This window comes from Streptomyces sp. NBC_00536, assembly GCF_036346295.1.
Classification (GTDB): Bacteria; Actinomycetota; Actinomycetes; order Streptomycetales; family Streptomycetaceae; genus Streptomyces.
Window position 1 is genome coordinate 6,003,097 of the sequence record NZ_CP107819.1, and the last position, 25,379, is coordinate 6,028,475.

Sequence of the window (25,379 nt, forward strand, 5' to 3'; positions counted from 1 at the left end):
TGTCCACATCGGTGTGGGAGGGCGGTATACGGGGAACCTTCTGCTCCCCCACACCGTTTCTGCTTCGTGCACAGTGACATCTTGGTGACAGGGTGTGGCGATCTCGGGACTGGGGCTACGATGACCGGCACAAGGACGGACGGCGCACGGAAGCCGCCCGCTGGGGCGGGACCCGGGCTGAGCGCTGGAGCCAGGAGCCGGGGAGGCCCCATGCCGGGGCGAGGAGGACAGGGCATGGTGCAGAAGGCCAAGATCCTCCTGGTCGACGACCGGCCGGAGAATCTGCTGGCGCTGGAGGCCATCCTCTCCGCGCTCGATCAGACACTGGTCAGGGCGTCGTCGGGGGAGGAAGCGCTCAAGGCGCTGCTGACAGACGATTTCGCGGTCATCCTGCTGGATGTGCAGATGCCCGGGATGGACGGTTTCGAGACGGCCGCGCACATCAAGCGGCGGGAGCGGACCCGGGACATCCCGATCATCTTCCTGACCGCGATCAACCACGGTCCGCACCACACCTTCCGCGGCTATGCCGCCGGAGCCGTGGACTACATCTCCAAGCCCTTCGACCCTTGGGTGCTGCGGGCCAAGGTCTCGGTCTTCGTCGAGCTGTACACGAAGAACTGCCAGCTGCGGGAGCAGGCTTCGCTGCTGCGGCTCCAGCTGGAGGGCGGCGGGTCCAACGGCGTCGAGGGCAAGGAGACGGCGGGCCTGCTGGCCGAGCTGTCCGCCCGGCTCGCGGCCGTCGAGGAACAGGCCGAGGCGCTCACCAAGCAGCTCGGCGAGGAAGCGGCCGATCCCGCGGTGGTCGCGACCGCGGCCCATCTGGAGCGCAAACTGACCGGATTGCGCCGGGCGCTGGACGCTTTGGAGCCCGGCACCGGCGGCGGCCAGCCGATGCTGCCCGCCCAGGCCTGAGCGATGGCCTGAGCGGTGGCCTGAGCGGTACGGGGCGGGGCCCGGCTGCTGAGGGCGCGTCAGCTCTGGCCGTACGTCAAATGACGCACCGGGACTCCGACACGAACGGGTGAAGGGGTGGGCACGCGTGTCCACCGGCGCGCGCACCGGTAACCTCGGGGCCATGGCCTCACGTACGTCCGGCAAGGGTTCCCAGAGCGCCGCGGGTGCCGCGAAAGCCCGCACCGGCCGTACGACGGCGCCGGCGAAGAAGGCTGCGGCGCCCGCGGGCAAGCCGCCCGCGAAGAAGGCCGCGGCCGCCAAGCGCGGCCCGGTCCGCAAGACCGCGCCCAAACCCGCACCGTCCCCGACCGGGGGCGTCGTGCGCCTGGTGCGCGCCCTGTGGCTCGGCCTCGCGCACGCCGTCGGCGCGGTCTTCCGCGGCATGGGCCGCGGGGCGAAGAACCTCGACCCGGCCCACCGCAAGGACGGCGTCGGGCTGCTCCTGCTCGCCCTCGCGCTGATCGTCGCCGCAGGAACCTGGTCGAATCTGAGCGGTCCCGTAGGGGATCTGGTCACGATGCTGATCACCGGTGCCTTCGGGCGCCTCGACCTGCTCGTGCCGATCCTCCTCGGGGTCATGGCGGTGCGCTTCATCCGCCACCCCGAGCAGAGCGACGCCAACGGCCGGATCGGCATCGGACTGACCGCCCTGGTCATCGGGGTGCTCGGGCTGGTCCACATCGCCTGCGGCGCGCCCGGCCGGGACGAGGGCACCACCGCCATGCAGAACGCGGGCGGCCTGATCGGCTGGGGCGCCTCCAAACCCCTGATCTTCACCATGGGCGCGCCGCTGGCCGTGCCGCTGCTGGTGCTGCTCACCGTCTTCGGACTGCTGGTGGTCACCGCCACCCCCGTCAACGCCATCCCGCAGCGGCTGCGCCGCCTCGGCATCCGGCTCGGGGTGATCGCGCCCAACGAGTACGACATCGCCGACGCCGAGCAGGAGGGCGAGCGGCACGATCCCGAGCGCTGGCGGGCCAACGGACAGGGCGTGGCCCCGGCCGGACCGGCGGACTCCGCCGAGGAGGAGGCGCTCGCCGCCCGGCGGCGCAGGCCCCGCCGGGCTCCCGCGCGCCCGGCCATGGACCGCGAGATGGACGCGGTGGACGTCGCCGCCGCGGCGGCGGCCGCCCTGGACGGAGCGGTGTACGGCGGCATGCCGCCCTCCCCGCTCGTCGCCGGCCTGACCCACGGGGTGACGCCCGCGCGCGAGGGGACCGAGATCACCGCGCCGGTGCCGCCCGCCCGCGAGGAGCGCGGTGAGCAGGGGGAGCAGGCCGCGCTGTCGGCCCCTTCCGGGCCCGCGGTGCCCGGTGCGCCGCCCGTCCCACCCGTCCCGCCGGCCACGCCGGTCGCGGCCGGGCCCGTCGGCGTACCCGACCTGACCAAGGCCCCGCCGCAGACCCAGGCGCTGCCGCCGCGCGCCGAGCAGCTCCAGCTGCGCGGGGACATCACGTACTCCCTGCCCTCGCTCGACCTGCTGGAGCGCGGCGGTCCCGGCAAGACCCGCAGCGCCGCCAACGACGCGGTGGTCGCCTCGCTGACGAACGTCTTCATGGAGTTCAAGGTCGACGCGAAGGTCACCGGCTTCACCCGCGGCCCGACGGTCACCCGCTACGAGGTCGAGCTGGGCCCCGCGGTCAAGGTCGAGCGGATCACGGCGCTGGCCAAGAACATCGCCTACGCCGTCGCCTCGCCGGACGTCCGGATCATCAGCCCGATCCCCGGCAAGTCGGCGGTCGGCATCGAGATCCCGAACACCGACCGCGAGATGGTCAACCTGGGTGACGTGCTGCGCCTCGCGGACGCGGCGGAGGACGACCACCCGATGCTCGTCGCGCTCGGCAAGGACGTCGAGGGCGGCTACGTCATGGCGAACCTCGCCAAGATGCCGCACGTGCTGGTCGCCGGAGCCACCGGCTCCGGCAAGTCCTCCTGCATCAACTGCCTGATCACCTCGGTGATGGTGCGGGCGACCCCGGAGGACGTCCGGATGGTGCTGGTCGACCCCAAGCGGGTCGAGCTGACGGCCTACGAGGGCATCCCGCACCTGATCACGCCGATCATCACCAACCCGAAGCGGGCCGCCGAGGCCCTCCAGTGGGTCGTGCGCGAGATGGACCTGCGCTACGACGACCTGGCCGCCTTCGGCTACCGGCACATCGACGACTTCAACAAGGCCATCCGCGACGGCAAGATCAAACTGCCGCCGGGCAGCGAGCGGGAGCTGAGCCCCTATCCGTACCTGCTGGTGATCGTCGACGAGCTGGCCGACCTGATGATGGTCGCCCCGCGCGACGTCGAGGACTCGATCGTCCGCATCACCCAGCTGGCCCGCGCGGCCGGCATCCACCTGGTGCTCGCCACCCAGCGCCCCTCGGTGGACGTGGTCACCGGCCTGATCAAGGCGAACGTGCCCTCGCGGCTCGCCTTCGCCACCTCCTCGCTCGCCGACAGCCGGGTCATCCTCGATCAGCCCGGCGCCGAGAAGCTCATCGGAAAGGGCGACGGGCTGTTCCTGCCGATGGGGGCGAACAAGCCGACCCGGCTCCAGGGCGCCTTCGTCACCGAGGACGAGATCGCCGGGATCGTCCAGCACTGCAAGGACCAGATGGCGCCCGTCTTCCGGGAGGACGTCACGGTCGGGCAGAAGCAGAAGAAGGAGATCGACGAGGAGATCGGCGACGACCTCGACCTGCTGTGCCAGGCCGCGGAGCTGGTCGTCACCACGCAGTTCGGCTCCACCTCCATGCTCCAGCGCAAGCTCCGGGTCGGCTTCGCCAAGGCCGGACGGCTGATGGACCTCATGGAATCGCGGGGCGTCGTCGGGCCCAGCGAGGGCTCCAAAGCGCGCGACGTGATGGTCAAACCGGACGAGTTGGACGGACTGCTCGCGGTCATCCGCGGCGAGACCGGACCGTGACCGGGTCGTAAAGAATCCCGGAGCAACCGTTTCCCCCGGCCGCTCGTCAAGTTGAGGAAAGGGGTGGCGCCGTGCGCGCCCGCGCCTCGGATCCACACCGGAGCGGCGGGGGAGTCCGAAGCCATACGGATGGCGTACGGAGGGCACCCTCCGGTTGCTCCACCCTTTCGTCACCCCCCTAGACTGGACATCCAGCAGGTGGCTACACGCTCGAAAGGCGCCCCCGTGTCCATCGGCAACTCCAAGTCCCCCGAAGAAGACCGGCCTTCGACCGACGACGCGATCGTCGAGCGGCCCGCCGCCGGTCCGTCCATCGGGACGGCCCTCCAGCAGGCCCGGATCGCCGCCGGGCTCACCGTCGACGAGGTCAGCTCCACCACCCGCGTGCGCATCCCGATCGTGCACGCGATCGAGCAGGACGACTTCACGCGCTGCGGCGGCGACGTCTACGCCCGCGGTCACATCCGTACGCTCGCCCGCGCCGTACACCTCGATCCCGAACCCCTGGTCGAGAGCTACGACGCAGCCCACGGGGGTCGCCCGGCGCCGACCCCCGCCGCCCCGATGTTCGAGGCCGAGCGGATCCGTCCCGAGCGGCAGCGGCCCAACTGGACCGCCGCCATGGTCGCGGCGATCGTCGCCGTGATCGGATTCGTCGGCTTCACCGTCCTCAAGGGCGGCGACGACGAGACCAAGCGGCCGGTGGCGGAAGGTTCCGCCTCCCCGCAGCCCGCCAAGCAGCCCGGCGCCAAGCCGGCCACCCCGGCCAAGCCCCAGCAGACCCCGCAGGCACCCAAGCCGGAACCCTCGGACAGTGCCATCGCGGCGGCCCCCAAGGACGTGGTCACGGTCGTCCTGACGGCCAGCACCGCCGAGAGCTGGATCTCCGCGAAGGACCACAGTGGTCGCCTGCTCTTCGACGGAACCCTCCAGCCCGGTGACACCAAGACCTTCACCGACAAGCAGTCCATCGATCTCGTACTCGGCGACGCCGGGGCCGTCCAGCTGTTCGTGAACGGCAAGGAGATCAAGGGCGGCTTCGAGTCGGGGCAGGTGGAACGCCTCACCTACACCAAGGACGATCAGCGTCAGGGCGCCGCACAGGCGGGCTGACCGGCCGTTTCACCACGCTTCACCGACTGTTCCGGCAGACCCCGGGGTGCCGCGCGGCACCCTCCTTCGCCCGACCGGGCCCCGCTCTCGTAGCCTCGCGGCGGACGGGGGCGGGTGCCGGTGCCGGGACGAAGTAGTCTTGAGTCCATGCCCGAACGCCGTACCGTCGCCCTTGTCACTCTTGGCTGCGCCCGTAACGAGGTGGACTCGGAGGAGCTCGCAGGCCGCTTGGCGGCGGATGGCTGGGAGCTCGTCGAGGACGCCGCCGATGCGGACGTAGCCGTCGTCAACACCTGCGGCTTCGTCGAAGCCGCCAAGAAGGACTCCGTAGACGCCCTGCTGGAGGCCAACGATCTCAAGGATCACGGCCGCACGCAGGCCGTCGTAGCCGTCGGCTGTATGGCCGAGCGCTACGGCAAGGAACTCGCCGAAGCGCTCCCCGAAGCCGACGGAGTCCTCGGATTCGACGACTACGCCGACATCTCCGACCGCCTCCAGACGATCCTCAACGGCGGCATCCACGCCTCCCACACCCCGCGGGACCGGCGCAAGCTGCTGCCGATCAGCCCGGCCGCCCGCCAGGACACCGACGTGGCCCTGCCCGGGCACGCCCAGTCGGCGCCCGCCGAGGAGCCCGCCGAGGCCCCCTCCGACCTGCCGGACGGGCTCGCGCCCGCCTCCGGGCCGCGCGCGCCCCTGCGCCGCCGCCTCGGCAACAGCCCCGTCGCCTCCGTGAAGCTCGCTTCCGGCTGCGACCGCCGCTGCTCCTTCTGCGCCATCCCGTCCTTCCGCGGCTCCTTCATCTCCCGCCGCCCCAGCGATGTGCTGGGCGAGACGCGCTGGCTCGCGGAGCAGGGCGTCAAGGAGATCATGCTGGTCTCCGAGAACAACACCTCGTACGGCAAGGACCTCGGCGACATCCGCCTGCTGGAGACCCTGCTGCCCGAGCTGGCCGAGGTGGACGGCATCGAGCGCGTCCGCGTCAGCTACCTCCAGCCCGCCGAGATGCGGCCCGGCCTGATCGACGTACTCACCTCGACCCCCAAGGTCGTGCCGTACTTCGACCTGTCCTTCCAGCACTCCGCCCCGGACGTGCTGCGCGCCATGCGCCGCTTCGGTGACACCGACCGGTTCCTGGAGCTGCTCGACACCATCCGCTCCAAGGCCCCCACGGCCGGTGTCCGGTCCAACTTCATCGTCGGCTTCCCCGGCGAGAAGGAATCGGACTTCGCCGAGCTGGAGCGTTTCCTCACCCACGCCCGCCTCGACGCCATCGGCATCTTCGGCTACTCGGACGAGGACGGCACCGAAGCCGTCACCTACGAGAACAAGCTGGACGAGGACACCATCGCCGAGCGGCTCGCGCACATGCAGCGGCTCGCGGAGGAGCTGACCTCGCAGCGCGCGGAGGAGCGGATCGGGGAGACCCTGGAGGTACTCGTCGAGACGGTCGTCGCGGTCGACGACGAGGATGAGGACGCCGCCGGCGCCTACGGGCGCGCCGCGCACCAGGCGCCCGAGACCGACGGCCAGGTCGTCTTCACCGACGGCGCGGGCCTGGTCCCCGGGCGCATCGTCACGGCGAAGGTGGTCGGCACCCTGGGTGTGGACCTGGTGGCCGAGCCCCTGGGCCTCATCGGAGACCTTGAGGAGGCGGCCGGATGACCGGAGTCCCGGCACCCGCGGCGGGCGGGACCGGCCGCCGGCCCGCGCCCGGCGCGAAGCTGGGGGCCGCGGCCGTCAATCAGGCCAGCCTGTGGAACATCGCCAACATCCTGACGATGATCCGGCTCGTGCTCGTGCCGGGATTCGTCCTGCTGCTGCTCGCTGACGGGGGCTACGACCCCGTCTGGCGGGCGCTGGCGTGGGCGGCGTTCGCCGTCGCCATGATCACCGACATCTTCGACGGGCACCTGGCCAGGACCTACAACCTGGTCACCGACTTCGGGAAGATCGCCGACCCCATCGCCGACAAGGCGATCATGGGGTCGGCTCTGGTGTGTCTGTCCTGGCTCGGTGACCTGCCCTGGTGGGTCACCGGCGTGATCCTGGGCCGGGAGCTGGGAATCACCCTGCTCCGCTTCTGGGTGATCCGCTACGGGGTGATCCCGGCGAGCCGGGGCGGGAAGCTGAAGACCCTCGCCCAGGGCACGGCGGTCGGCATGTACGTGCTGGCGCTGACCGGGCCGCTGGCGACCCTGCGGTTCTGGGTCATGGCGGTGGCCGTACTTCTCACAGTCGTCACCGGTTTGGACTACATTCGCCAGGCCGTCGTGCTGCGCCGGGCGGGCATCGCCGCGGAGCGGGCCGCGAGGTGACGTACGGGACGACGGAGTCCGCGTGGTCTCCGGAGGGCCGCGATGCGGCCGCCGAGGCCGCCGAGGTGGCTGCGTACGTCCTGGACCTGCTCGCGGAGAGTGACCAGACGGTCGCCGTCGCGGAGTCCCTCACGGGCGGGCTGGTCGCCGCCGAGCTGACCTCGGTTCCCGGCGCCTCGCGTTCCTTCCGCGGCTCGGTCACGGCGTACGCGACCGAGCTCAAGCAGCGGGTGCTCGGCGTCGACGCCGGGCTGCTGGCGGCGCACGGAGCGGTGAACGCGCAGGTCGCGGAGGAGATGGCGGCCGGAGTACGACGCGTGCTGGACGCCTCGTGGGGGATCTCGACCACCGGAGTGGCCGGTCCGGAGCCGCAGGACGGGCAGCCGGTGGGGACGGTTTTCATCGCCGTCGCGGGACCCGCGGGCAGGAAATCGGCCCGGCTGAGGTTGAACGGCTCGCGCGCGGAAATCCGTAGGGAGAGTGTACGGACAGTGCTCGAACTTCTCTCGAGCGAACTCCGCGAGAATCTGCGAAGGCAGGACACGGAACGGAACGGGGGGATTTGATGTTTGCAGCCCTGAGTGAACACGACATCGCTCCCCGCACGGCCGCCGCGCGAGGCGGTACGGTGGGGCGTGAAGGTTACGGCTACACGGTCAGAGGAGGGAGCCACCGATGATTCTGCTCCGTCGCCTGCTGGGTGACGTGCTGCGTCGGCAGCGCCAGCGCCAGGGCCGTACTCTGCGCGAAGTCTCCTCGTCCGCCCGAGTTTCGCTCGGCTATCTCTCCGAGGTGGAGCGGGGGCAGAAGGAGGCATCCTCCGAGCTGCTCTCCGCGATCTGCGACGCGTTGGACGTACGGATGTCCGAGCTGATGCGCGAAGTGAGCGACGAACTGTCGCTCGCCGAACTCGCGCAGTCGGCCGCGGCAAGCGAACCGGTCCCGGCACCGGTACGCCCGATGCTCAATTCGGTCTCCGTGGCCTCGGTCACGGGTGGCCCGCCGGAGCGGGTGACCATCAAGTCGCCCGTGGAAGCGGTGAATGTCGTCGCCGCTTGATTTTTTTGAACGTGAGTGTGGCCGGAGCCCCGGTCGGCGTGTGAGACGCCGGCCGGGGCTCCCGGCCGTTCCGGGCCGCCCGGGTGCGGCGGCGAGGGCGTCGGCGGGGACCGCTTCTGGGTGCGGGCTCGCGAGGGGTGCGCGAGGATGGGTCGAGTCCATCCCGGCCCTGGGAGGCTGCCGTGCGGCGGTTACGGAACCTGCACCTGCGCATACCCCTGGTCCTGGGTCTGGCCCTGGCCCTGGGCCTGCTGTGGTGGTGGGCGGTGCTCCGGCTCGCGCTGGTGCCCGCGGCCGCCGGGCCGGTCGAGGGGGCGGTCGCCGTCGGCGGCTGGGGGCTGGGGCTGCTGCCGGTGCACTGCACCCGCCACCGCGCCGCTACCAGGGCATCGCGACGCCGCCGTTCGGGCGCAGGATCTGACCCGTCATGAACGACGAGGCGTCCGAGGCGAGGAAGAGCACCGCCTGGGCGATGTCCTCCGGCTCGCCGACCCGGCGCAGCGGGGACATCCGGACCATCGCGGCCTCCGTCTGCTCCTGGACCTCGGGGCTGTGCCGGCCGGTCATCGGGGTACGGATCCACCCGGGCGCGACCGCGTTGACCCGGATGCCGTGCGGGCCCGCCTCGGTGGCCAGGGTCTTGGTGAGCTGGACGACGGCGGCCTTGGCCGCGCTGTAGCAGAGCAGGCCGGGCTGGGCGGCGTCCATGGCGCCGGAGGCCATGGTGATGATCGAACCGGGCCGGCCGGCCGCGATCAGCGCGCGGGCCGACTCCTGGCACGCGAACAGGATCCCCTTGAAGTTCACGTTCAGCACCCGGTCGAGATCCTCGTCCAGGGTCTCCAGCACGGTGCTGGTGTGCATGATCCCCGCGACCGCGGCGGTGATGTCCGGCGGGCCCCCGGCCTCCACCACGGCCTTCAGGGCGGCGCGGTCGGTGACGTCGAGGACGTGGACGGTGGCTGCGCCGCCGCCCGCCTTGGCGACGAGGGCGGCCGTCTCCGCGAGACCCGCCGCGTCGAGGTCCGCGCAGCGCACGTCCGCGCCCGCCCCGGCGAGGAGCGCGGCGGTGGCGCGGCCGATGCCGCTGGCGGCGCCGGTGATCAGGGCGGTGCGGCCGGTGAGGTCGTAGGCGGCCAGGGATTCGGGTACGGCACGGGTTGTGGCGGTGGGTAGGGGCATGCCGGGACCGTACGACCGTATCTGACGGAGCGTCAACTGGCTGGGCCGGATTGGCAGTGCGGGCACCAGTAGGTGGGGCGGTCGTCCTGCGGGGCCTCGCGGACCGGGGTGCCGCAGCGCAGGCAGGGGCGGTGGGTGCGCCCGTACACGAAGAGCTCCTGGCCGCGCCGGGGACTGCCGGTGGTGTTGCGGGGCCGGTCCTTGTTGGCGTCCAGCAGACGGTGGGCGGCGGCCGCCAGCCGCACCGCGGTGCGCTCCGGGTCGGGCAGGGCGCCGACCGGGGTCCAGGGGGTCACCCGGGCCAGGAAGCACAGTTCGGCCTTGTAGATGTTGCCGATCCCGGCGAGGTTGCGCTGGTCGAGCAGGGCCTCGCCGAGCGGGCGGGCCGGGTCGGCGAGCAGATTGCGGGCCGCGCGCTCCGGATCCCAGTCCGGGCCCAGCAGATCGGGGCCGAGGTGGCCGACGGCGCGGTCCTCCTCCGCGGTGCGGAGCAGTTCCAGGACCGGCAGGCGGTACCCGACGGCGGTGTGGGACGCGGTGGCGAGGACGGCCCGGATCTGGTGCTCGGGGCCGCCGCGCCAGGGCTCCCCGGGCCCGAACACCCGCCAGGAACCGTCCATCCGGAGGTGGCTGTGGAGGGTGAGGCCGCCCTCGACGCGGTGCAGCAGGTGCTTGCCGCGCGGGACGACTTCGAGGGTGGTGCGGCCGGTGAGGTCGGCGGTGGCCAGGCGCGGCACGCGCAGGTCGCTGCGGACCAGCGCGCGGCCGGCCAGGGCGGTGTGCAGGCGGGCGGCCGCGCGCCGGATGCTGTCGCCTTCGGGCATGGGGCCATTGTGGCCCCGTGCCCGAAGGCGCGCTGTGTCCGGAGACGCGCCGTGCCTGAAGACACCCCGTGCCCGAGGCGCGCCGCCCTCACCGGCGGCCGGGTGTTACTTCCAGGTCAGGCCCTTGCCCAGGGTGAAGGGGTCCCCCCAGTACTCGGCCGAGGCGACCGTGGTCGAGGCCGACGGGGCCAGCGCGACCGCGCAGCCCGTGGTGACCTGGCCGTTGGTGAAGCCCTTGGGCAGGGAGTCGTTGGGGCACTTGTCGAACTTGCCGATGACCAGGAGGTCCTGGGCCTCGCTGCCGTCCCCGAGGTGGCCCTTGATGTGGCCGACCGAGGTGAAGGACAGGTCCGTCGTGCCGACGTTCTTGACCTGGTAGCGGATGTAGTACGGCACCATCCCCTTGACCTTGTCGCCGAGCTTGAAGGGGGCCAGGTCGTCCGGCTGGCCCTTCTCGATGGCGGTGACGGCGAGCGTGATGGTGCCCTTGGTGCTGCCCGAGGTGAACGGGAACTGCGCCTGCTCGCCGATCTTGAACTGCTGGCCGGCCTTCGCCGCGCCCGCGGGAGCCGCGCCGCCGCCCGTGGCGGGCGCGCTCGCGCTCGACGAGTAGCCGGGGTCGGGGTTCGTGGCGGGCTGCGACGCCGACTGGGACGGCGCGGCGGAGGGCGAGGCGCTCTTCGCGGGGCCCGTGTCCTCGTTGCCGCTCTTGCAGCCGCTCAGGGCCAGGACCGCGGCCACCGCGACTCCCGTGGCCGCAAGGGCGGTTCTACGCGTGCTGAACGTGCTCATTGTGATCCCCCATGTTTGTGACAGTGCATCGTCAATCTGTTGATCAGCGGGCAGCCTAATCGGTCGGAGGGGCGGGTTTGGGCCAAGCGTGTCCCAAGACCGTCTCAACCTGGTACCAGTGATTCCGCTTCGATCACGGGCGCAGCCGCAGCCCCCTCGGAGTCGCGTGGAAGCCCGCCGCCTCCAGGCCCGGGCCCAGCGGCGAGGTCAGGGCCGGGGAGGCGTTGATGCGCTCCACCGTCAGCGGCGCCACCGTCCCCGACCGGCAGGCGGCGGCCAGCACCGCCATCGCCGCCGCCAGCCGGGGATCGTCCACCGGGGGCCAGGCCAGCAGGGTCTTGCCGCCCCGCTCCAGATAGAGCGTCAGCTCCCCGTCCACCAGCACCACCAGCGAACCCGCCTTGCGGCCCGGCTTGTGCGCGGACCCGGCCGGAGGCTCCGGCCACGGCAGGGCCGCGCCGTACGCGGAGGCCGGGTCGGCCGCCGCCAGCACCACCGCCGCCAGCGGCGGCGGGGTCCGCTCGGCCGCCCGCAGCCGGTCCACCGCGCCGTCCATCGCGAACTGGGCCGCCCCCAGCCCCTCCACCACATAGCCGCGGCGGGCCTGCCCGCTGTCCTCGAAGGCGGACAGGATCCGGTAGACAGCGCTGAAACCGCCCTCCACCCCCTCGGCGGCGACCGCGCCCCGGGTCACCACCCCGTGCCGGTCCAGCAGGGTCCGGGCCAGCGCGTGCGCCCGGTGCGTCGGGTCGGCGGCGCGGTCGGGCAGCAGGGACCAGCGCCCCGACACGGTCGGCGGGCCAGGCCGCGAGACTTGCGCGCCGAGCGTGCCGTACCGCCCGCGCGGCACCGTCCGCCGGGCCCGGTGGGCGGTCGCGCCCGCCGTGCGGCCCGAGCCGAGCAGGGCGCGCAGCGGGGCCAGGGTGTCGTTCGTCAGCCGCCCCGACCAGGCCAGGTCCCACAGGGCCTGGGACAGCTGTACGTCGCCCACCTCGGGCAGCCGCCCCCGCACCGCCTCCGCGATCTGCCGGAAGAACAGGCCGTACCCGCCGGAGAGGGCGTCCAGGATGCCCTGGTGCACCGGGGACGGGTCCAGCGGATGTGGCGGCGGGAGCAGCAGCGGGGCCGCGTCCGCGAGGTAGAGGGAGACCCAGCCGTCCTTGCCGGGCAGCGCTCCGGCGCCCGCCCAGACCACCTCGCCGCTGGTGGTCAGCTCGTCCAGCAGGCCCGGGGTGAAACCGCTGACCCGGGACGGCAGGATCAGCCGCTCCAGCGCCGACGCGGGGACCGGTGCGCCCTGGAGCTGCTCGATGGCCCGGGCCAGGCCGTCGATCCCGCGCAGGGCGCCGCCCAGGTGCTGCCACTGGGGGAGGAAGGTCGCCAGGGCGGTCGGCGGGACCGGTTCCAGCTCCTGGCGCAGCGCCGCCAGGGACCGGCGGCGCAGCCTGCGCAGCACCGTCGCATCGCACCACTCCTGGCCGATGCCCGCCGGGTGGAACTCGCCCTGCACCACCCGGCCCGCCGCCGCGAGCCGGTGCAGGGCGCCGTCGGCGGTGGCCGTGCCCAGGCCGAAGCGGGCGGCGACGGCCGCCGTGGTGAACGGGCCGTGCGTACGGGCGTACCGGGCCAGCAGGTCACCGAGCGGGTCCTTGACCGGCTCGGTGAACGCCTCGGGCACCCCCACCGGCAGGGCGGTGCCCAGCGCGTCCCGCAGCCGCCCCGCGTCCTCGACCGAGGCCCAGTGCTCCGCGCCGCCGATCCGCACCGCGATCACCCGGCGGGCCCCCGCCAGGGACCGCGCCCAGGCCGGGTCGGCGCCCCGCTCGGCCAGCTCCGCATCCGTCAGCGGGCCCAGCAGCCGCAGCAGGTCGGCCACCGACTCCGCGTCCCGGGCCCGCCGCTCCGCGGTGAGCCACTGCAACTCCCGCTCCAGTTCGGCCAGTACCTCCGGGTCCAGCAGCTCGCGCAGTTCCGCCTGGCCGAGCAGCTCGGCCAGCAGCCGGGAGTCCAGGGACAGCGCGGCCGCCCTGCGCTCGGCCAGCGGCGAGTCCCCCTCGTAGAGGAACTGGGCGACGTAACCGAACAACAGGGACCGGGCGAAGGGCGACGGCTCGGCGGTGGTGACCTCCACCAGACGCACCCGGCGGGCCTCGACGTCCCCCATCAGCTCGGTCAGGCCCGGTACGTCGAAGACGTCCTGGAGGCATTCGCGCACGGCCTCCAGGACGATCGGGAACGAACCGAACTCGGAGGCCACCTGGAGCAGTTGGGAGGCGCGCTGGCGCTGCTGCCACAGCGGGGTGCGCTTGCCGGGACTGCGCCGCGGCAGCAGCAGGGCGCGCGCCGCGCACTCGCGGAACCGGGACGCGAACAGCGCCGATCCGCCCACCTGGTCGGTGACGATCCCCTGGATCTCGCCGTGGTCGAAGGTGACGTCGGCGGCGCCCAGCGGGGGCTTCCCGTCGTCGAAGTCGAAGTCGAAGGCAGCCGCGGCGGCGGCGGCCGGGGCCGGATCGTGGTCCAGCAGGTCCAGCGGCTCGCCGCCCAGGCCCAGCAGATCGGCGTCCGGCAGGCGCAGCACGATCCCGTCATCGGCATGCATGACCTGCGCGTCCATGCCGTACCGCTCGGCGAGGCGGGCGCCCAGCGCGAGCGCCCACGGCGCGTGGACCTGCGCGCCGAAGGGGGAGTGGACCACCACCCGCCAGTCGCCCAGTTCGTCGCGGAACCGCTCGACCACGATGGTCCGGTCGTCGGGCACATGGCCGCAGGCCTCGCGCTGCTCGGCGAGATACGCCAGCACGTTCTGCGCGGCCCACGCGTCCAGCCCGGCGGCCAGCAGCCGCAGCCGCCCGTCCTCCTCGGACAGGGCGCCGACCTCGCGGACGAACGCGCCCACGGCGCGGCCCAGTTCCAGCGGGCGGCCCAGCTGGTCGCCCTTCCAGAACGGCAGCCGTCCGGGCACCCCGGGCGCCGGGGTGACCAGCACCCGGTCCCGGGTGATGTCCTCGATCCGCCAGGAGGTGGTGCCCAGGGTGAACACTTCGCCCACCCGGGACTCGTAGACCATCTCCTCGTCCAGCTCGCCGACCCGGCCGCCGCCCTTCTTGGGGTCCGAGCCCACCAGGAAGACGCCGAACAGGCCGCGGTCCGGGATCGTGCCCCCCGAGGTGACCGCGAGGCGCTGGGCCCCCGGCCGGCCCGTGACCGTACCCGCCACGCGGTCCCACACCACGCGCGGCCGCAGTTCGGCGAACGCGTCCGACGGATAGCGCCCGGCCAGCATGTCCAGCACCGCCGTGAACGCCGACTCGGGCAGCGCCGCGAAGGACGCCGCCCGCCGCACCAGGGCGAGCAGGTCGTCCACCTGCCAGGTGTCCATGGCGGTCATGGCGACCAGCTGCTGCGCCAGCACGTCCAGCGGATTGGCGGGGATCCGCAGGGACTCGATGGACCCGCTGCGCATCCGCTCGGTGACCACCGCCGCCTGCACCAGGTCGCCGCGGTACTTGGGGAACACCACGCCGGTGGAGACCGCGCCCACCTGGTGCCCGGCCCGGCCCACCCGCTGGAGCCCGGAGGCCACCGACGGCGGCGACTCCACCTGCACCACCAGGTCCACCGCGCCCATGTCGATGCCCAGTTCGAGGCTGGAGGTGGCGACGACGGCGGGCAGCCGGCCCGCCTTGAGGTCCTCCTCGACCAGCGCCCGCTGCTCCTTGGACACCGAACCGTGGTGGGCGCGGGCGAGCAGCGGCGGGGCGCCGTGCGCCGCGCCCGACTGGGCCATGATCTCGGCCGGGGGAGCGCCCGAGGGCAGCGGTTCGCCCATGGCCCGCTCGTAGGCGATCTCGTTGAGCCGGTTGCACAACCGCTCCGCGAGCCGCCGGGAGTTGGCGAACACGATGGTGGACCGGTGGGCCTGCACCAGGTCCGCGATCCGCTCCTCCACATGCGGCCAGATCGACGGCTTGTCCCCGCCGTCCTTGCCCTCGGAGGCGGGCGAGCCGCCCAACTCGCCCATGTCCTGGACCGGGACGACCACCGACAGGTCGAACTCCTTGGCCGAGGGCGGCTGGACGATCTCCACCTTGCCGCGCGGCGCCAGATAGCGGGCCACCTCGTCCACCGGGCGGACCGTCGCCGACAGCCCGATCCGGCGCGCGGGGCGCGGCAGCAGCTCGTCGAGGCGCTCCAGGGACAGCGCCAGATGGGCGCCGCGCTTGGTCGCGGCCACCGCGTGCACCTCATCGAGGATGACCGTCTCGATCCCGGTCAGGGCCTCGCGGGCGGCCGAGGTCAGCATCAGGAACAGGGACTCGGGGGTGGTGATGAGGATGTCCGGCGGGCGGGTCGCCAGCGCCCGCCGCTCGGCGGGCGGGGTGTCACCGGAGCGGATCCCGACGCGGATGTCCGGCTCGGGCAGCCCCAGGCGCAGCGACTCCTGGCGGATGCCGGTCAGCGGGCTGCGCAGATTGCGCTCCACGTCCACCGCGAGGGCCTTCAGGGGCGATACGTACAACACCCGGCAGCGCTTCTTCGGCTCGGCGGGCGGCGGCAGCGCCGCCAGCCGGTCCAGCGCCGCGAGGAACGCGGCGAGGGTCTTGCCGGAGCCGGTGGGCGCCACCACGAGGACGTCGGAGCCCTCCCCGATGGCCCGCCAGGCACCCTCCTGCGCGGCGGTGGGCGTACGGAAGGCCCCCGTGAACCAGGAGCGGGTCGCGGGGGAGAACGAATCGAGCGCGGAGCCGGCCATGCCCCCATCGTGCACCCCACCACCGACAACGGCCCGGACCTGCGCGAACGCACCCCGGAGCGAGGGCGCAGAATGGAGGAATGGCGGCAGCGGAGGGTAAGGGGAGCGGCGCGCGCGGGTCCGGCGAGTGGGCCCGGCACTGGCAGTACGCCGAGCTGCCCGGGCTGGACCTGCTGCGCGCCCACTACGTGCGCCACACCTTCCCGCGGCACGCCCACGACGGGTACGTCATCGCGGCCGTCACCCACGGCGTCGAGGAGATCGGGCTGCCCGGCGGCGTGGTGCGGGCGGGCCCCGGCAGTGTGGTCCTGATCAACCCGGAGGTCCCGCACTCCGCGCGCGCCGGGGTCCCCGAGGGCTGGGCGTACGCCACCCTCTACCCCTCCCGGGAGCTGATCGCGGAGGTGGCCGGCGAGAGCGGCGCACCGCGCGGCACCCCCGCCTTCACCCCGGACATGGTCCTCGATCCGCGGGCCGCGCGGATGATCGCCGAGGTGCACCGGGCCGCGGAAGAGGGCAACCCGCTGGCCGCCGACACCCTGCTGCGGGGCGTGGTGGCGCGGATGCTGCGGCGGCACGCGGGGACGCTGTCCGCCCCCGGTGCCGCTGCCGCGGGCGCCGCCGACGCCGAGCGGGCCCGGGACGTACTGGAAGCGCGGATGTGCGAACCGCCGTCCCTGGAACAGCTCGCGGAGGAGCTGGGCACCCGGCCCTTCGCACTGCTGCGGGCCTTCCGCGAGCGGTACGGCATGCCGCCGCACACCTGGCTGACGGACGCCCGGGTGCGGCGGGCCCGGCTGCTGCTGGAGGCGGGCACCCCGCCCGCCGAGGCGGCCCTCGCGGTCGGCTTCACCGACCAGCCGCACCTGAACCGGCACTTCACCCGGATCGTGGGGGTGCCTCCGGGGGCTTACCGGAAGGGCCGAAGCGGCGCCGCTTGACCGGGGGTTTCGCCGCCTCGGCGCCGAGGTGGTGCCCCAGCTCCCGGTAGGCGTCGAACTGGGCGTGGTCGAACCACTGGTCGAAGGTGCTCTGCCGGGGGAACGCCTTCTCCTTGAGGGCGTACGCCAGCAGTTCGTACGGCATGTCCGGGGTCAGGCTGGCCTTCGCGAAGACGATCGTGGCGAACCGCGAGGGCTTCCCGCGGCCCGGGAAATCGACCGGCTCCGGGTACTCGATGACCCCGCGGACGACGCAGTCCGCCGAGAAGCGGGTGTTGAGGGCGGCCATCGGATCCGCCGGTTCGACCGTCGCGGCGCTGCCCGGCACCAGCCGCAGCACCTCCGCCCGGTCGAAGGTGATCCGGACGCCGAGGTCCTCGTAGGCGAGGGTGACGGCCTGCGCGAGGGTGACGGCCAGCGGCGGGGGATCGCCGGAGGAGTCGATCACGTAGACCGTCTCGCAGCGCAGCCGCAGCAGTTCGACCAGACCGAGGTTGTCGAAGTGGCCGCCGTCGGTGCACAGCACCATCGGGCTGGTGTCGGAGTAGCGCCCGGCGAGTTCCTGGAGCTGGTAGCGCAGCCGCCGGAACCAGGGCAGCCGGGGCATCGTCCAGTCCCGGCGGTGGCGGGCCACCTCGGCGAGGTACGAGGGGTTGGGCACCCAGGTGCCCAGGCGCAGGTTGGACAGGGCGAGCAGGCGCTGGACGGCACTGCCCTGGCTGCCCATCGCCGAGGCGAACGCGGCGCCCGAGACCGCCATCGCGGACTGCACGGTGAGGTCGCGCCGGATCACCGGGTGCGCGGTCTCCTCCATCGTGGCCGTGCGCACCCATCCGGTGTCCGGTCCGCCCACCCAGTCGTGGGAGAAGGTGAAGGGCACCGCGGGCCGGCCCGGCGCCGTCCGGTTGCGCAGCGACAGGGCGGCCGAGGCGGCGAAGATCACCTGCGGAAAGCCCTCGGCCCGCCTGCCGTGGGTGCTCAGCCGGGTCGACTCGGCGTTGTAGTCGTACGGGACGGCGCCGACCGACCCGTCGCGCAGCACGGCCCGGCGCACGGCGAAGGCACCGGCGAGGCGCTGCCGGTAGAAGGGGTGCAGGCTGAAGGTGGTCTGGTCGATGAGGATCGCGGACACGAGCAGGGCGATCGGGAGGCCCAGTTTCCACCCGAGCGGCCAGCCGTGCGCGGAGACGGCCGACCAGGACAGCAGGGAGAGCCCGAAGAACGCGAGCAGGAGCAGTACCAGCCAGACGACGATCGCGGTGAGCGGGCCGCCCCCGATCCGGGTCACGATCGACGTGGCGGATCCCCGGAACGGAGCGGCGCCCTCACCGCTCGGCATCAGCTTCTTCGAGCGGTCGCTCACGGCGGTGAACACCCCGCCGAGCGCGGTGGCGGCGGCCGTCAGAGCGCCCAGGATCGAGATGCCGCGGGGGCCGGTGGGGAGCACGTCCTCCCGGTGGGCCAGCCACGCGAAGAACCAGAACACGGCGGGCAGCACCACCACCAACACGGTCATCGCCGCCGCCAGCGCGAGGGGACCCCGCACGGTGGCGCGGACCCAGGCCGGCCGCGACTTCCCGCCGTACGTGAACACTGAGGCCACCACGGAGACGAAGGCCGAGAACCCGACCAGGGCGAGGACCGGGTAGAGGACGCGGGCGTGCGGCTCGAAGGCGGGGAAGGGGGCGCTGGGCTCCGGACGCAGCCGGGCGAGGCTGGTGAGCGGGACCGCCCCGTAGAAGACGCCGAGACAGATCCCGGCCACCACGAACGCGAGGCCCAACAGCCCCAGCGAGACGCCCAGGCCGCGCAGGATCACGCCCACGGCCAGCAGCTGCTCCCGGGGACTGTCCGCGAGGTACTTGGCATGGCGGCGGATGTGGTCCTCTTCGGGGCTGCCGGGCGCGAACACGTCCCGCGCGGTGGCGAGTCCGGTCCGCGCGAAGGGCGGGGAGCCGTCCTCGCGATCCATGGGCCGCCGACGGGTCAGCGCCAGCTGGAACGCCCCCGCCGTGTAGCCGCCGCCGGATACGGACACCAGATAGCGGGCCCGGCCCAGCACCCCGCCTTCGCGCAGGGCCTGGAGCGCGCCCAGGGTGACGGCGGCGGAGCGGATGCCGCCGCCGGACACGCAGATGCCGACGCTCGCCGGTTCCCGGCCGGGCGGCTGGTAGGCGCGGGTGCGCCAGCGGGCCTTGGCGCTGTCCTGGGGCGGCTTCGGTGGGAGGGGACCGGGCGGGGCGGGAGCGGACCAGTCGGCCACCGGTGTGGTCGCGTGCGGTGCGGCGGGGGCCGCGATGACGTCCGGGCCGGCCCACCGCTCGGAGCCGTCGGCGAGCCGGTGGGCCTCCTGTACCCGGGCCGGCTGCTCGCACGGCGGCGCGTTGGCGACCCGGACCCGCGGCAGGACGGCCCGGGCCAGCAGGGTGAAGGCCATCCATCCGGCCGCGCCCGCCAGGGGGAGGGCGATCGACCACTTCAGCAGGGCGAACATCGCGGCGATCGCCAGGTCACCGTCCTCGTGGGGGGCCAGTCCGTCGAGCGCGCGGTATTCGAAGACGTTCTCACCCGCGTCGGCCGCGGCCAGGGCGAGGGTGGCGGCCAGGCCGCGGACCGCGTACCGCCGGGACACCTGGCGGTACAGGAAACAGCTGCCCAGCCCGAAGACACCGAGCAGGGCGAGCGTGTACACGGGGATGACGAAGGAGGAGTCGAGCCGCAGGGCCTTGTACTGCTGCCACAGCAGCGGGTCCCCGTAGGCCGGGCACCACGGCCGCCGGTCGTAGAGCGCGTGACAGGCCCCTTCCCAGCCGCCCGAGACCTGGAGGGCCACTTCGCCGGGCACCTTCCCGGGGCGGCGGTTGACCCACACCGCGGTCAGGGCGATGGCCGCGATCAGTGCGGCGAAACACAGGAGAGGAGCCCAGCGGGCGTGCGAAGGACGTTCAACCGGCAAGGCGCGAACACGCTTCATGCGTCCACCGTAGCGAGATGATCACTCAGGGTCGTCCCGTGGCGCCGTGTCGGGCGGTCCGGCGCAAGAACGTACAAGACGGAGCCGCGGGCACCCGCATAGCTTCGCCGGGTGAGAGAGCAGCGGACAGTGGAAGCGGAACCGGCCGGTACGACGGCCGACGGAGAAGGGCCGGGCGGGCCGGGTGTGCCGGCCGGGCTCGGCGGACGGGCCGGGCGCCGGGCCGTCGTGCGCGACGCGCTCGGCGTCGGGGTGGCCGTCGGGCTCTCCGGCTTCGCCTTCGGGGTGACCGCCGCCGGAGCCGGGATCAGCACCGCGCAGGCCTGTGTGATGAGCCTGCTGGTCTTCACCGGCGCCTCGCAGTTCGCCCTGGTCGGGGCGCTGGCCGCGGGCGGGAACCCGTTCACGGCCGCCGCCGGGGCCTTCTTCCTCGGGACCCGCAACGCCTTCTACGGGCTGCGACTGTCCCCGCTCCTGGACCTGCCCCGCGCCGTGCGCCCGCTCGCCGCCCACTGGGTCATCGACGAGACCACCGCCGTCACCCTGGCGCAGAAGGGGCGGGCCCACGCCCGCCTCGGGTTCACCGTCACCGGACTCACCCTCTACCTGCTGTGGAACCTCACCACCCTGCTGGGGGCGCTCGGCGCCGAGGCGATCGGGGACACCGCCGCCTGGGGCCTGGACGCGGCCGGACCCGCCGTCTTCCTCGCGCTGCTCGCCCCGATGCTGCGCACCACCACCGAGCGGGCCGTCGCCCTGCTCGCCCTGGTGCTCGGGCTCGGTTTCCTGCCGGTGCTGCCCGCCGGGGTGCCGGTGCTCGTGGCCGCGCTCGCCGCGCCGGCCGTGCTCTTCCTCACCGGCCGCCGCGCGAAGGGACCCCGCTCGTGAACGTCTGGATCGCCATCGGGCTCACCGTGCTCGGCTGCTACGCCGTCAAGCTCGCCGGGCTGCTCGTCCCGGCCGGGGTGCTGGAACGGCCCCTGGTGCGGCGGCTGGCCGCCCTGCTGCCGGTCGCGCTGCTGGCCGCGCTCACCGCGCAGCAGACCTTCAGCACCGGCTCCGCGCTGGTGGTCGACGCGCGCGCCGCCGGGGTGCTGGCCGCCGGGATCGCCCTGCTGCTGCGGGCCCCGTTCCTCGTGGTCGTCGCGGTCGCCGTCGCCGTCACGGCGGGGGTACGGGCGCTGGGCGGCTAGGTCGTCTGGACCCCCGTCAGGGGGCGCCCGTAGGCCCGGAGCGTCAGCAGGGCCTCCAGCGTCACGATCGGGCGCCGCTCCAGGGTGCTGCCCGGGGCCCAGGCGCGCCGGCGGACCGGCCAGCCGCCGTCCTCCTGCTGTTCGGCGGCGAGGAAGTCCAGCGAGCGCGCCGTCTCCTCGTCGGTGAACCAGCCGCGCGCCAGCGACTCGGGGCGACGGGCGAAATCGTGTGGGAAGAGGTGCTCGCCGGGGGCGTAGCCCGGGCCGACCGGGAACTCGGCGCGCCGCCCGGGATCGAGGACGACCAGGCCCTGCTCGCGCACCAGCCGCCCCAGCCGGTCGGCGGCGGCCGCGGCCCTGGGCCGGTCCGGGGTGCCGTCCAGGAACGCGACCGCGCCCTGGATCTCGTACGGATGGGACCTGCGCAGGGTCTCGATCCGGTCCCAGCAGAATTCCGTGGCACGGAACAGCCAGGCGTGCCAGACCCGGTTGCGGTGGAGCAGCCCCACCACCGGGCCGGTGACCTGGAGATCGCCCGGCGGATCGTCCTGCACCGGGTGGTAGGGCGCCGCCGGGTAGCCGCGCGGGGAGGGGACCACCACCGGCAGGGCGCCGTCCGGGGTGGAGACCCCGCCGAGGTGGCGGCACAGCTGCTCGATCCGCCGTCCCGAGCAGCGGCCGAGGCCGTCCAGGACGCGCAGGGCGTGCGCGGTGTGCAGCGGCTGGCTGTGCGGGCCGCGCAGGTCCGGGTCGAGGGCGTGCCCGTAGCCGCCGTCGCCGTTGAGGTACGAGCCGAGGGCGGTGTCCACCGGATCGGCGTCGCCGCCGAGGAAGTGGAACGCGAACCGCCGCTGCTCCAGCACCCGTGCCGTGAGCCAGATGAACCGCTCGGCGCGGGCGAGCGGTGCTGCGTCGTCTCCTGCCATGGCCATGGGGGAACCGTAGGACGCGGGAGGGGGCGCGGACGGCGGGAACGGCCCGGGTGCACTCTCCGGGGCGGGATAATGGACGCATGCGGTTGACGATTTTCTGGGAACGGATGGCCGAGCACTTCGGGGCGGGCTACGCGGAGTCCTTCGCGCGCGATCACGTGATGGCCGAGCTGGGCGGGCGCACGGTGACCGAGGCGCTGGACGCGGGCTGGGAGACCAAGGACGTGTGGCGGGCGGTCTGTTCGGCGATGGACGTACCGGCCTCGCTGCGCTGAGCGCGTCGGCGGCTGTGGGGGCCGCGGTGACCGTGGTGACCGTGGTGTCGGCGTTGCTGCCGGTACGGGAGACTTGTCCGTGTGGCAGTCACCGACCAGCTCGACACCGATACGTCCGGTACACCCGATCCGGCCTCGCCGGCCGGGAGCGGCCCGCGTGAGCGGATGCCGCGCTGGCTGCCGCGCGCGGTGGTCGTCGTCCTCGCGCTGATCGCCTGTTTCCAGCTCGGCAGCTGGGCGTTCCACCAGCTCATCGGACTGCTCGTCAACATCCTGATCGCGTTCTTCCTCGCCCTCGCGATCGAACCCGCGGTGGCCCGGATGGCGGCCCGCGGGATGCGCCGCGGGCTGGCCACCTTCCTGGTGTTCCTCGGGGTGTTCGCCGCGACCGCCGGGTTCGTCGTCCTGCTCGGCTCGATGCTCGCCGGGCAGATCGTCGACATGGTGGAGGGTTTCCCCCGCTACCTCGACTCGGTCATCGGCTCGATCAACAGCACCTTCCACACGGATCTGTCCCGGCTGGAGATCCAGGACAGCGTGCTGCACTCGGACTGGCTGCAGAAGTACGTGCAGAACAGCGCGTCCGGGGTGCTCGACGTCTCGGCGACCGTGCTCGGCGGGCTCTTCCGGCTGCTGACGGTCGGCCTGTTCGCCTTCTACTTCGCCGCCGACGGGCCACGGCTGCGGCGCGCCCTGTGCTCCGTACTGCCGCCCGCGAAGCAGTCGGAGGTGCTGCGCGCCTGGGAGATCGCCGTCACCAAGACCGGCGGCTACCTCTATTCGCGCGGGCTGATGGCGCTGGTCTCCGGGATCGCGCACTACATCGTCTTCGTCGTGCTCGACGTGCCGTACGCGCCCGCGCTCGCGGTGTGGGTGGGGCTGGTCTCCCAGTTCATCCCCACCATCGGCACCTATCTGGCGGGCGCGCTGCCGATGCTGATCGCCTTCACGGTCAATCCCTGGTACGCGCTGTACGTCCTCGGCTTCGTGGTGGTCTACCAGCAGTTCGAGAACTACGTGCTCCAGCCCAAACTGACCGCGAAGACGGTCGACATCCACCCCGCGGTGGCCTTCGGATCGGTCATCGCGGGGACGGCCCTGCTCGGCGCGGTCGGTGCGCTCATCGCCATCCCGGCCGTCGCGACCCTGCAGGCCTTCCTCGGTGCGTACGTACGGCGCTACGCCGTGGTCCACGAGGGCGAGGGCGAAGGCGAGGGTGACGACGGCGGCCACGACGGCGGGGCCGGGCAGCCGGGCGCCGTGGTCACCGCGCCCGGGCTCAGGGCTGCTGCTGCCTGGTCGCGGCGAGTACGGCGTCCACGGCCTCGGTGACGTGCGCCTCGGCGGCGGCCTTGCTGACGCCGAGTCCGCTGAGCACGCCCTCGCCGTCCTCCAGTTCGAGGAGGGCGAGCAGGATGTGCTCGGTGCCGACGTAGTTGTGGCCCAGCCGCAGGGCTTCGCGGAAGGTGAGTTCCAGGGCCTTCTTGGAGTTCGCGTCGAAGGGGATGTGGCCGGACGGGTCGGCGGGCTCGGCCGCGGCGGGCGGCAGGGTGGCCGTGGCGGCGGCTCGGACGGCTTCCGGGTCGATCTCCTGGGCGGCCAGTGCGAGGGCGCCGAGGCCCTCCGGTTGGGCGAGCAGGCCGAGGATCAGGTGCGCGGGGCGGATCTCGGTACCGCCGGCCGCGTGGGCCTCGCTCTGGGACTTGACGACGACGTTGCGGGCGCGCGGGGTGAAGCGGGAGAAGCCCTGGCTGGGGTCGAGGTCCCCGTCGTTCTTGGGGACGAAGCGCTTCTGGGCGGCCTGCCGGGTGACGCCCATGCTCTGGCCGATGTCGGTCCAGGAGGCGCCCGAGCGGCGGGCCTGGTCGACGAAGTGGCCGATGAGGTGGTCGGCGACGTCCCCGAGGTGCTCGGCGACGACGACCGCACCGCTGAGCTGTTCCAGGGCGTCGGGGTGGGTCTGCTTGATGCCCGCGATCAGATCGTCGAGGCGGACCGGGTTCGTCATGCGCGCGGGGGCCGCAGTCTCTGCGGAGCCCGCCGAAGGGTTCTTCGGGTTCGTCATAAGTGCAACCGTAGGTTGACAGTCCATGGGGTGTCAACCCTGGGTTGTCAGTCGGGTCGGAGATTGCCCGGCGCGCCGAGATGGCCGCACACTCGTTCCCAAGGAGCATGATTCTGGGGGTAGTTGTGCGGATCTTCCTCTTCGTCGCGGCGGCCCTGCCGCTGCTGGGGGCCGTCGGGTGGCGGGTCCGGGCGTACCGGGCGCTCTTTCCGCCCGCCGGTCACGAGGCGCTCACGCTGTACGAGGCCGCGTACCTGCGGGGCGGGCACGAGGCCGTCGCCGACGTGGCGCTGGTCTCCCTCTATCTGACCGGACGGCTGGAGGTGCGCACGGGGAAGCGGCTGGCGCTGGTGGGCGGGGCGCCGGCGGACGATCCGGTCCAGGTGGCGGCGTACAGCGGCGCCTGTGACGAGGACGGGGCCCGGTCCGCCGTCACGGTCCGGCGGCAGGTCGCGTACGGCCCGCCGGTGCGATGGATCGAGGAGGTGCTGGCCGGGCGCGGTCTGGTGCCCGACGGGAAGCGGGTGGGGACCCTCGGGCGGGTCAACGGCGTGATCGGCGTGCTCTCGGTGGCCGCCGCCCTGCTGGCCATCGCGGCGCTGGTCACCGACAAGCTGACGGGGGAGGGGAACGGCATCGCGCCGCTGATCGCCTTCGGGGTGCTGGGCGTGGTGACCGGGGGCGGGTGGCTGGCCCCGCGGCGCTTCGGGCGCGCCCCCTCCGGCCGGGTGACCCGGGCGGGGGCGCGGCGGCTGCGGGAGGTCAGGCAGGACAGGACCTGGCAGCCGCGGATCGTGGCCGGAGTGCCGATCGTGGGCGCGGAGGCGGGCGTCCTGGCCGATGTCGCCCGGCACGGGATCGACCGGGGCCCGGCGGAGCTGGTTCCCCTGCTCGTGCCGCCGGAACCGCAGGTCCCCGTCGTCGTGGCGCTGCCCTGGCGCTCCTCGGACTCCTCCGACTCCGGCAGTGGCCGGGGCGGGGGAGGAAGCTGCGGCGGAGGGTGCGGGAGCAGCTGTGGGGGTGGCTGCGGCGGGGGTTGTGGGGGGTGCGGGTGCGGTTAGGGGGCACCGTATGA

The 25,379-nt window shown here is 73.4% G+C and carries 21 protein-coding genes; 14 read left to right on the forward strand and 7 right to left on the reverse strand.

What is annotated here, in order from left to right; genetic code table 11:
• The first annotated feature begins 234 nt into the window (after window positions 1-234).
• The 8 genes from OHS33_RS26810 to OHS33_RS26845 all read left to right on the forward strand — a co-directional run bounded on the left by OHS33_RS26810 (window position 235) and on the right by OHS33_RS26845 (window position 8,801).
• Complete coding sequence (locus tag OHS33_RS26810) at window positions 235-915, forward strand: response regulator (protein ID WP_330332959.1); 681 nt, start codon at window positions 235-237, stop codon at window positions 913-915.
• Between the two features lie 163 nt (window positions 916-1,078).
• Window positions 1,079-3,880 (forward strand): DNA translocase FtsK, encoded by a 2,802-nt coding sequence (locus tag OHS33_RS26815; RefSeq protein WP_330332960.1) that lies wholly within the window; start codon window positions 1,079-1,081, stop codon window positions 3,878-3,880.
• Window positions 3,881-4,105: 225 nt separating this feature from the next.
• The gene (locus OHS33_RS26820) at window positions 4,106-4,993 is read left to right on the forward strand and encodes a helix-turn-helix domain-containing protein (RefSeq protein WP_330332961.1); all 888 of its coding nucleotides are present in this window, start codon (window positions 4,106-4,108) and stop codon (window positions 4,991-4,993) included.
• Window positions 4,994-5,140: 147 nt separating this feature from the next.
• A complete protein-coding gene (gene rimO, locus OHS33_RS26825) occupies window positions 5,141-6,658 on the forward strand; it encodes a 30S ribosomal protein S12 methylthiotransferase RimO (protein WP_330332962.1) in 1,518 nt (505 codons plus the stop codon).
• Window positions 6,655-7,311 carry a CDP-diacylglycerol--glycerol-3-phosphate 3-phosphatidyltransferase gene (pgsA, locus tag OHS33_RS26830; protein ID WP_330332963.1) on the forward strand — a complete coding sequence of 219 codons (657 nt, stop codon included), beginning with the start codon at window positions 6,655-6,657 and terminating at the stop codon, window positions 7,309-7,311. Before rimO ends, pgsA begins: the two co-directional genes overlap by 4 nt.
• A 65-nt stretch (window positions 7,312-7,376) precedes the next feature.
• On the forward strand, window positions 7,377-7,877 hold the full coding sequence (locus OHS33_RS26835; protein ID WP_330335218.1) for a CinA family protein: 501 nt from the start codon (window positions 7,377-7,379) through the stop codon (window positions 7,875-7,877).
• A gap of 109 nt (window positions 7,878-7,986) precedes the next feature.
• Window positions 7,987-8,370: a helix-turn-helix domain-containing protein gene (locus tag OHS33_RS26840; protein ID WP_330332964.1), complete on the forward strand. Its 384-nt coding sequence runs from the start codon at window positions 7,987-7,989 to the stop codon at window positions 8,368-8,370.
• 182 nt (window positions 8,371-8,552) lie between these two features.
• On the forward strand, window positions 8,553-8,801 hold the full coding sequence (locus OHS33_RS26845; protein WP_330332965.1) for a hypothetical protein: 249 nt from the start codon (window positions 8,553-8,555) through the stop codon (window positions 8,799-8,801).
• Here the strand turns inward: OHS33_RS26845 and OHS33_RS26850 are convergent.
• The 4 genes from OHS33_RS26850 to OHS33_RS26865 all read right to left on the reverse strand — a co-directional run bounded on the left by OHS33_RS26850 (window position 8,749) and on the right by OHS33_RS26865 (window position 15,924).
• Entirely contained in the window at window positions 8,749-9,552 is an 804-nt protein-coding gene (locus OHS33_RS26850) for an SDR family NAD(P)-dependent oxidoreductase (RefSeq protein ID WP_330332966.1), read from the reverse strand. The two genes, OHS33_RS26845 and OHS33_RS26850, sit on opposite strands and share 53 nt — an antisense overlap.
• 32 nt (window positions 9,553-9,584) lie before the next feature.
• Complete coding sequence (locus OHS33_RS26855; RefSeq protein WP_330332967.1) at window positions 9,585-10,376, reverse strand: Fpg/Nei family DNA glycosylase; 792 nt, start codon at window positions 10,374-10,376, stop codon at window positions 9,585-9,587.
• A 105-nt stretch (window positions 10,377-10,481) separates the two neighbouring features.
• Window positions 10,482-11,168, reverse strand: coding sequence for a hypothetical protein (locus OHS33_RS26860; RefSeq protein WP_330332968.1), 687 nt, complete (start codon window positions 11,166-11,168; stop codon window positions 10,482-10,484).
• 133 nt (window positions 11,169-11,301) lie between these two features.
• Window positions 11,302-15,924 carry an Lhr family helicase gene (locus OHS33_RS26865; protein ID WP_330332969.1) on the reverse strand — a complete coding sequence of 1,541 codons (4,623 nt, stop codon included), beginning with the start codon at window positions 15,922-15,924 and terminating at the stop codon, window positions 11,302-11,304.
• A gap of 80 nt (window positions 15,925-16,004) precedes the next feature.
• On the opposite strand from OHS33_RS26865, the gene OHS33_RS26870 reads away from it, so the two are divergent.
• Window positions 16,005-16,865 carry an AraC family transcriptional regulator gene (locus OHS33_RS26870; RefSeq protein WP_330332970.1) on the forward strand — a complete coding sequence of 287 codons (861 nt, stop codon included), beginning with the start codon at window positions 16,005-16,007 and terminating at the stop codon, window positions 16,863-16,865.
• Here OHS33_RS26870 and OHS33_RS26875 read toward each other — a convergent pair.
• The gene (locus OHS33_RS26875) at window positions 16,804-19,839 is read right to left on the reverse strand and encodes a hypothetical protein (protein ID WP_330332971.1); all 3,036 of its coding nucleotides are present in this window, start codon (window positions 19,837-19,839) and stop codon (window positions 16,804-16,806) included. The genes OHS33_RS26870 and OHS33_RS26875 overlap by 62 nt on opposite strands.
• Window positions 19,840-20,025: 186 nt before the next feature.
• On the opposite strand from OHS33_RS26875, the gene OHS33_RS26880 reads away from it, so the two are divergent.
• Both OHS33_RS26880 and OHS33_RS26885 read left to right on the forward strand, forming a co-directional pair.
• Window positions 20,026-20,727 (forward strand): AzlC family ABC transporter permease, encoded by a 702-nt coding sequence (locus OHS33_RS26880; protein ID WP_330335219.1) that lies wholly within the window; start codon window positions 20,026-20,028, stop codon window positions 20,725-20,727.
• A complete protein-coding gene (locus tag OHS33_RS26885; RefSeq protein WP_330332972.1) occupies window positions 20,724-21,032 on the forward strand; it encodes an AzlD domain-containing protein in 309 nt (102 codons plus the stop codon). Before OHS33_RS26880 ends, OHS33_RS26885 begins: the two co-directional genes overlap by 4 nt.
• Here the strand turns inward: OHS33_RS26885 and OHS33_RS26890 are convergent.
• Complete coding sequence (locus OHS33_RS26890; RefSeq protein ID WP_330335220.1) at window positions 21,029-21,958, reverse strand: hypothetical protein; 930 nt, start codon at window positions 21,956-21,958, stop codon at window positions 21,029-21,031. The two genes, OHS33_RS26885 and OHS33_RS26890, sit on opposite strands and share 4 nt — an antisense overlap.
• A gap of 86 nt (window positions 21,959-22,044) precedes the next feature.
• Here OHS33_RS26890 and OHS33_RS26895 point away from each other — a divergent pair, with 86 nt between their 5' ends.
• The gene (locus tag OHS33_RS26895; protein ID WP_330332973.1) at window positions 22,045-22,239 is read left to right on the forward strand and encodes a DUF3046 domain-containing protein; all 195 of its coding nucleotides are present in this window, start codon (window positions 22,045-22,047) and stop codon (window positions 22,237-22,239) included.
• 165 nt (window positions 22,240-22,404) lie between these two features.
• The gene (locus OHS33_RS26900; protein WP_330335221.1) at window positions 22,405-23,571 is read left to right on the forward strand and encodes an AI-2E family transporter; all 1,167 of its coding nucleotides are present in this window, start codon (window positions 22,405-22,407) and stop codon (window positions 23,569-23,571) included.
• Here the strand turns inward: OHS33_RS26900 and OHS33_RS26905 are convergent.
• A complete protein-coding gene (locus OHS33_RS26905) occupies window positions 23,519-24,304 on the reverse strand; it encodes a Clp protease N-terminal domain-containing protein (RefSeq protein ID WP_443065358.1) in 786 nt (261 codons plus the stop codon). The two genes, OHS33_RS26900 and OHS33_RS26905, sit on opposite strands and share 53 nt — an antisense overlap.
• A 107-nt stretch (window positions 24,305-24,411) precedes the next feature.
• On the opposite strand from OHS33_RS26905, the gene OHS33_RS26910 reads away from it, so the two are divergent.
• Window positions 24,412-25,365, forward strand: a complete 954-nt coding sequence (locus OHS33_RS26910) for a TIGR04222 domain-containing membrane protein (RefSeq protein WP_330332974.1) — start codon at window positions 24,412-24,414, stop codon at window positions 25,363-25,365.
• The last annotated feature ends 14 nt before the right edge of the window (window positions 25,366-25,379 follow it).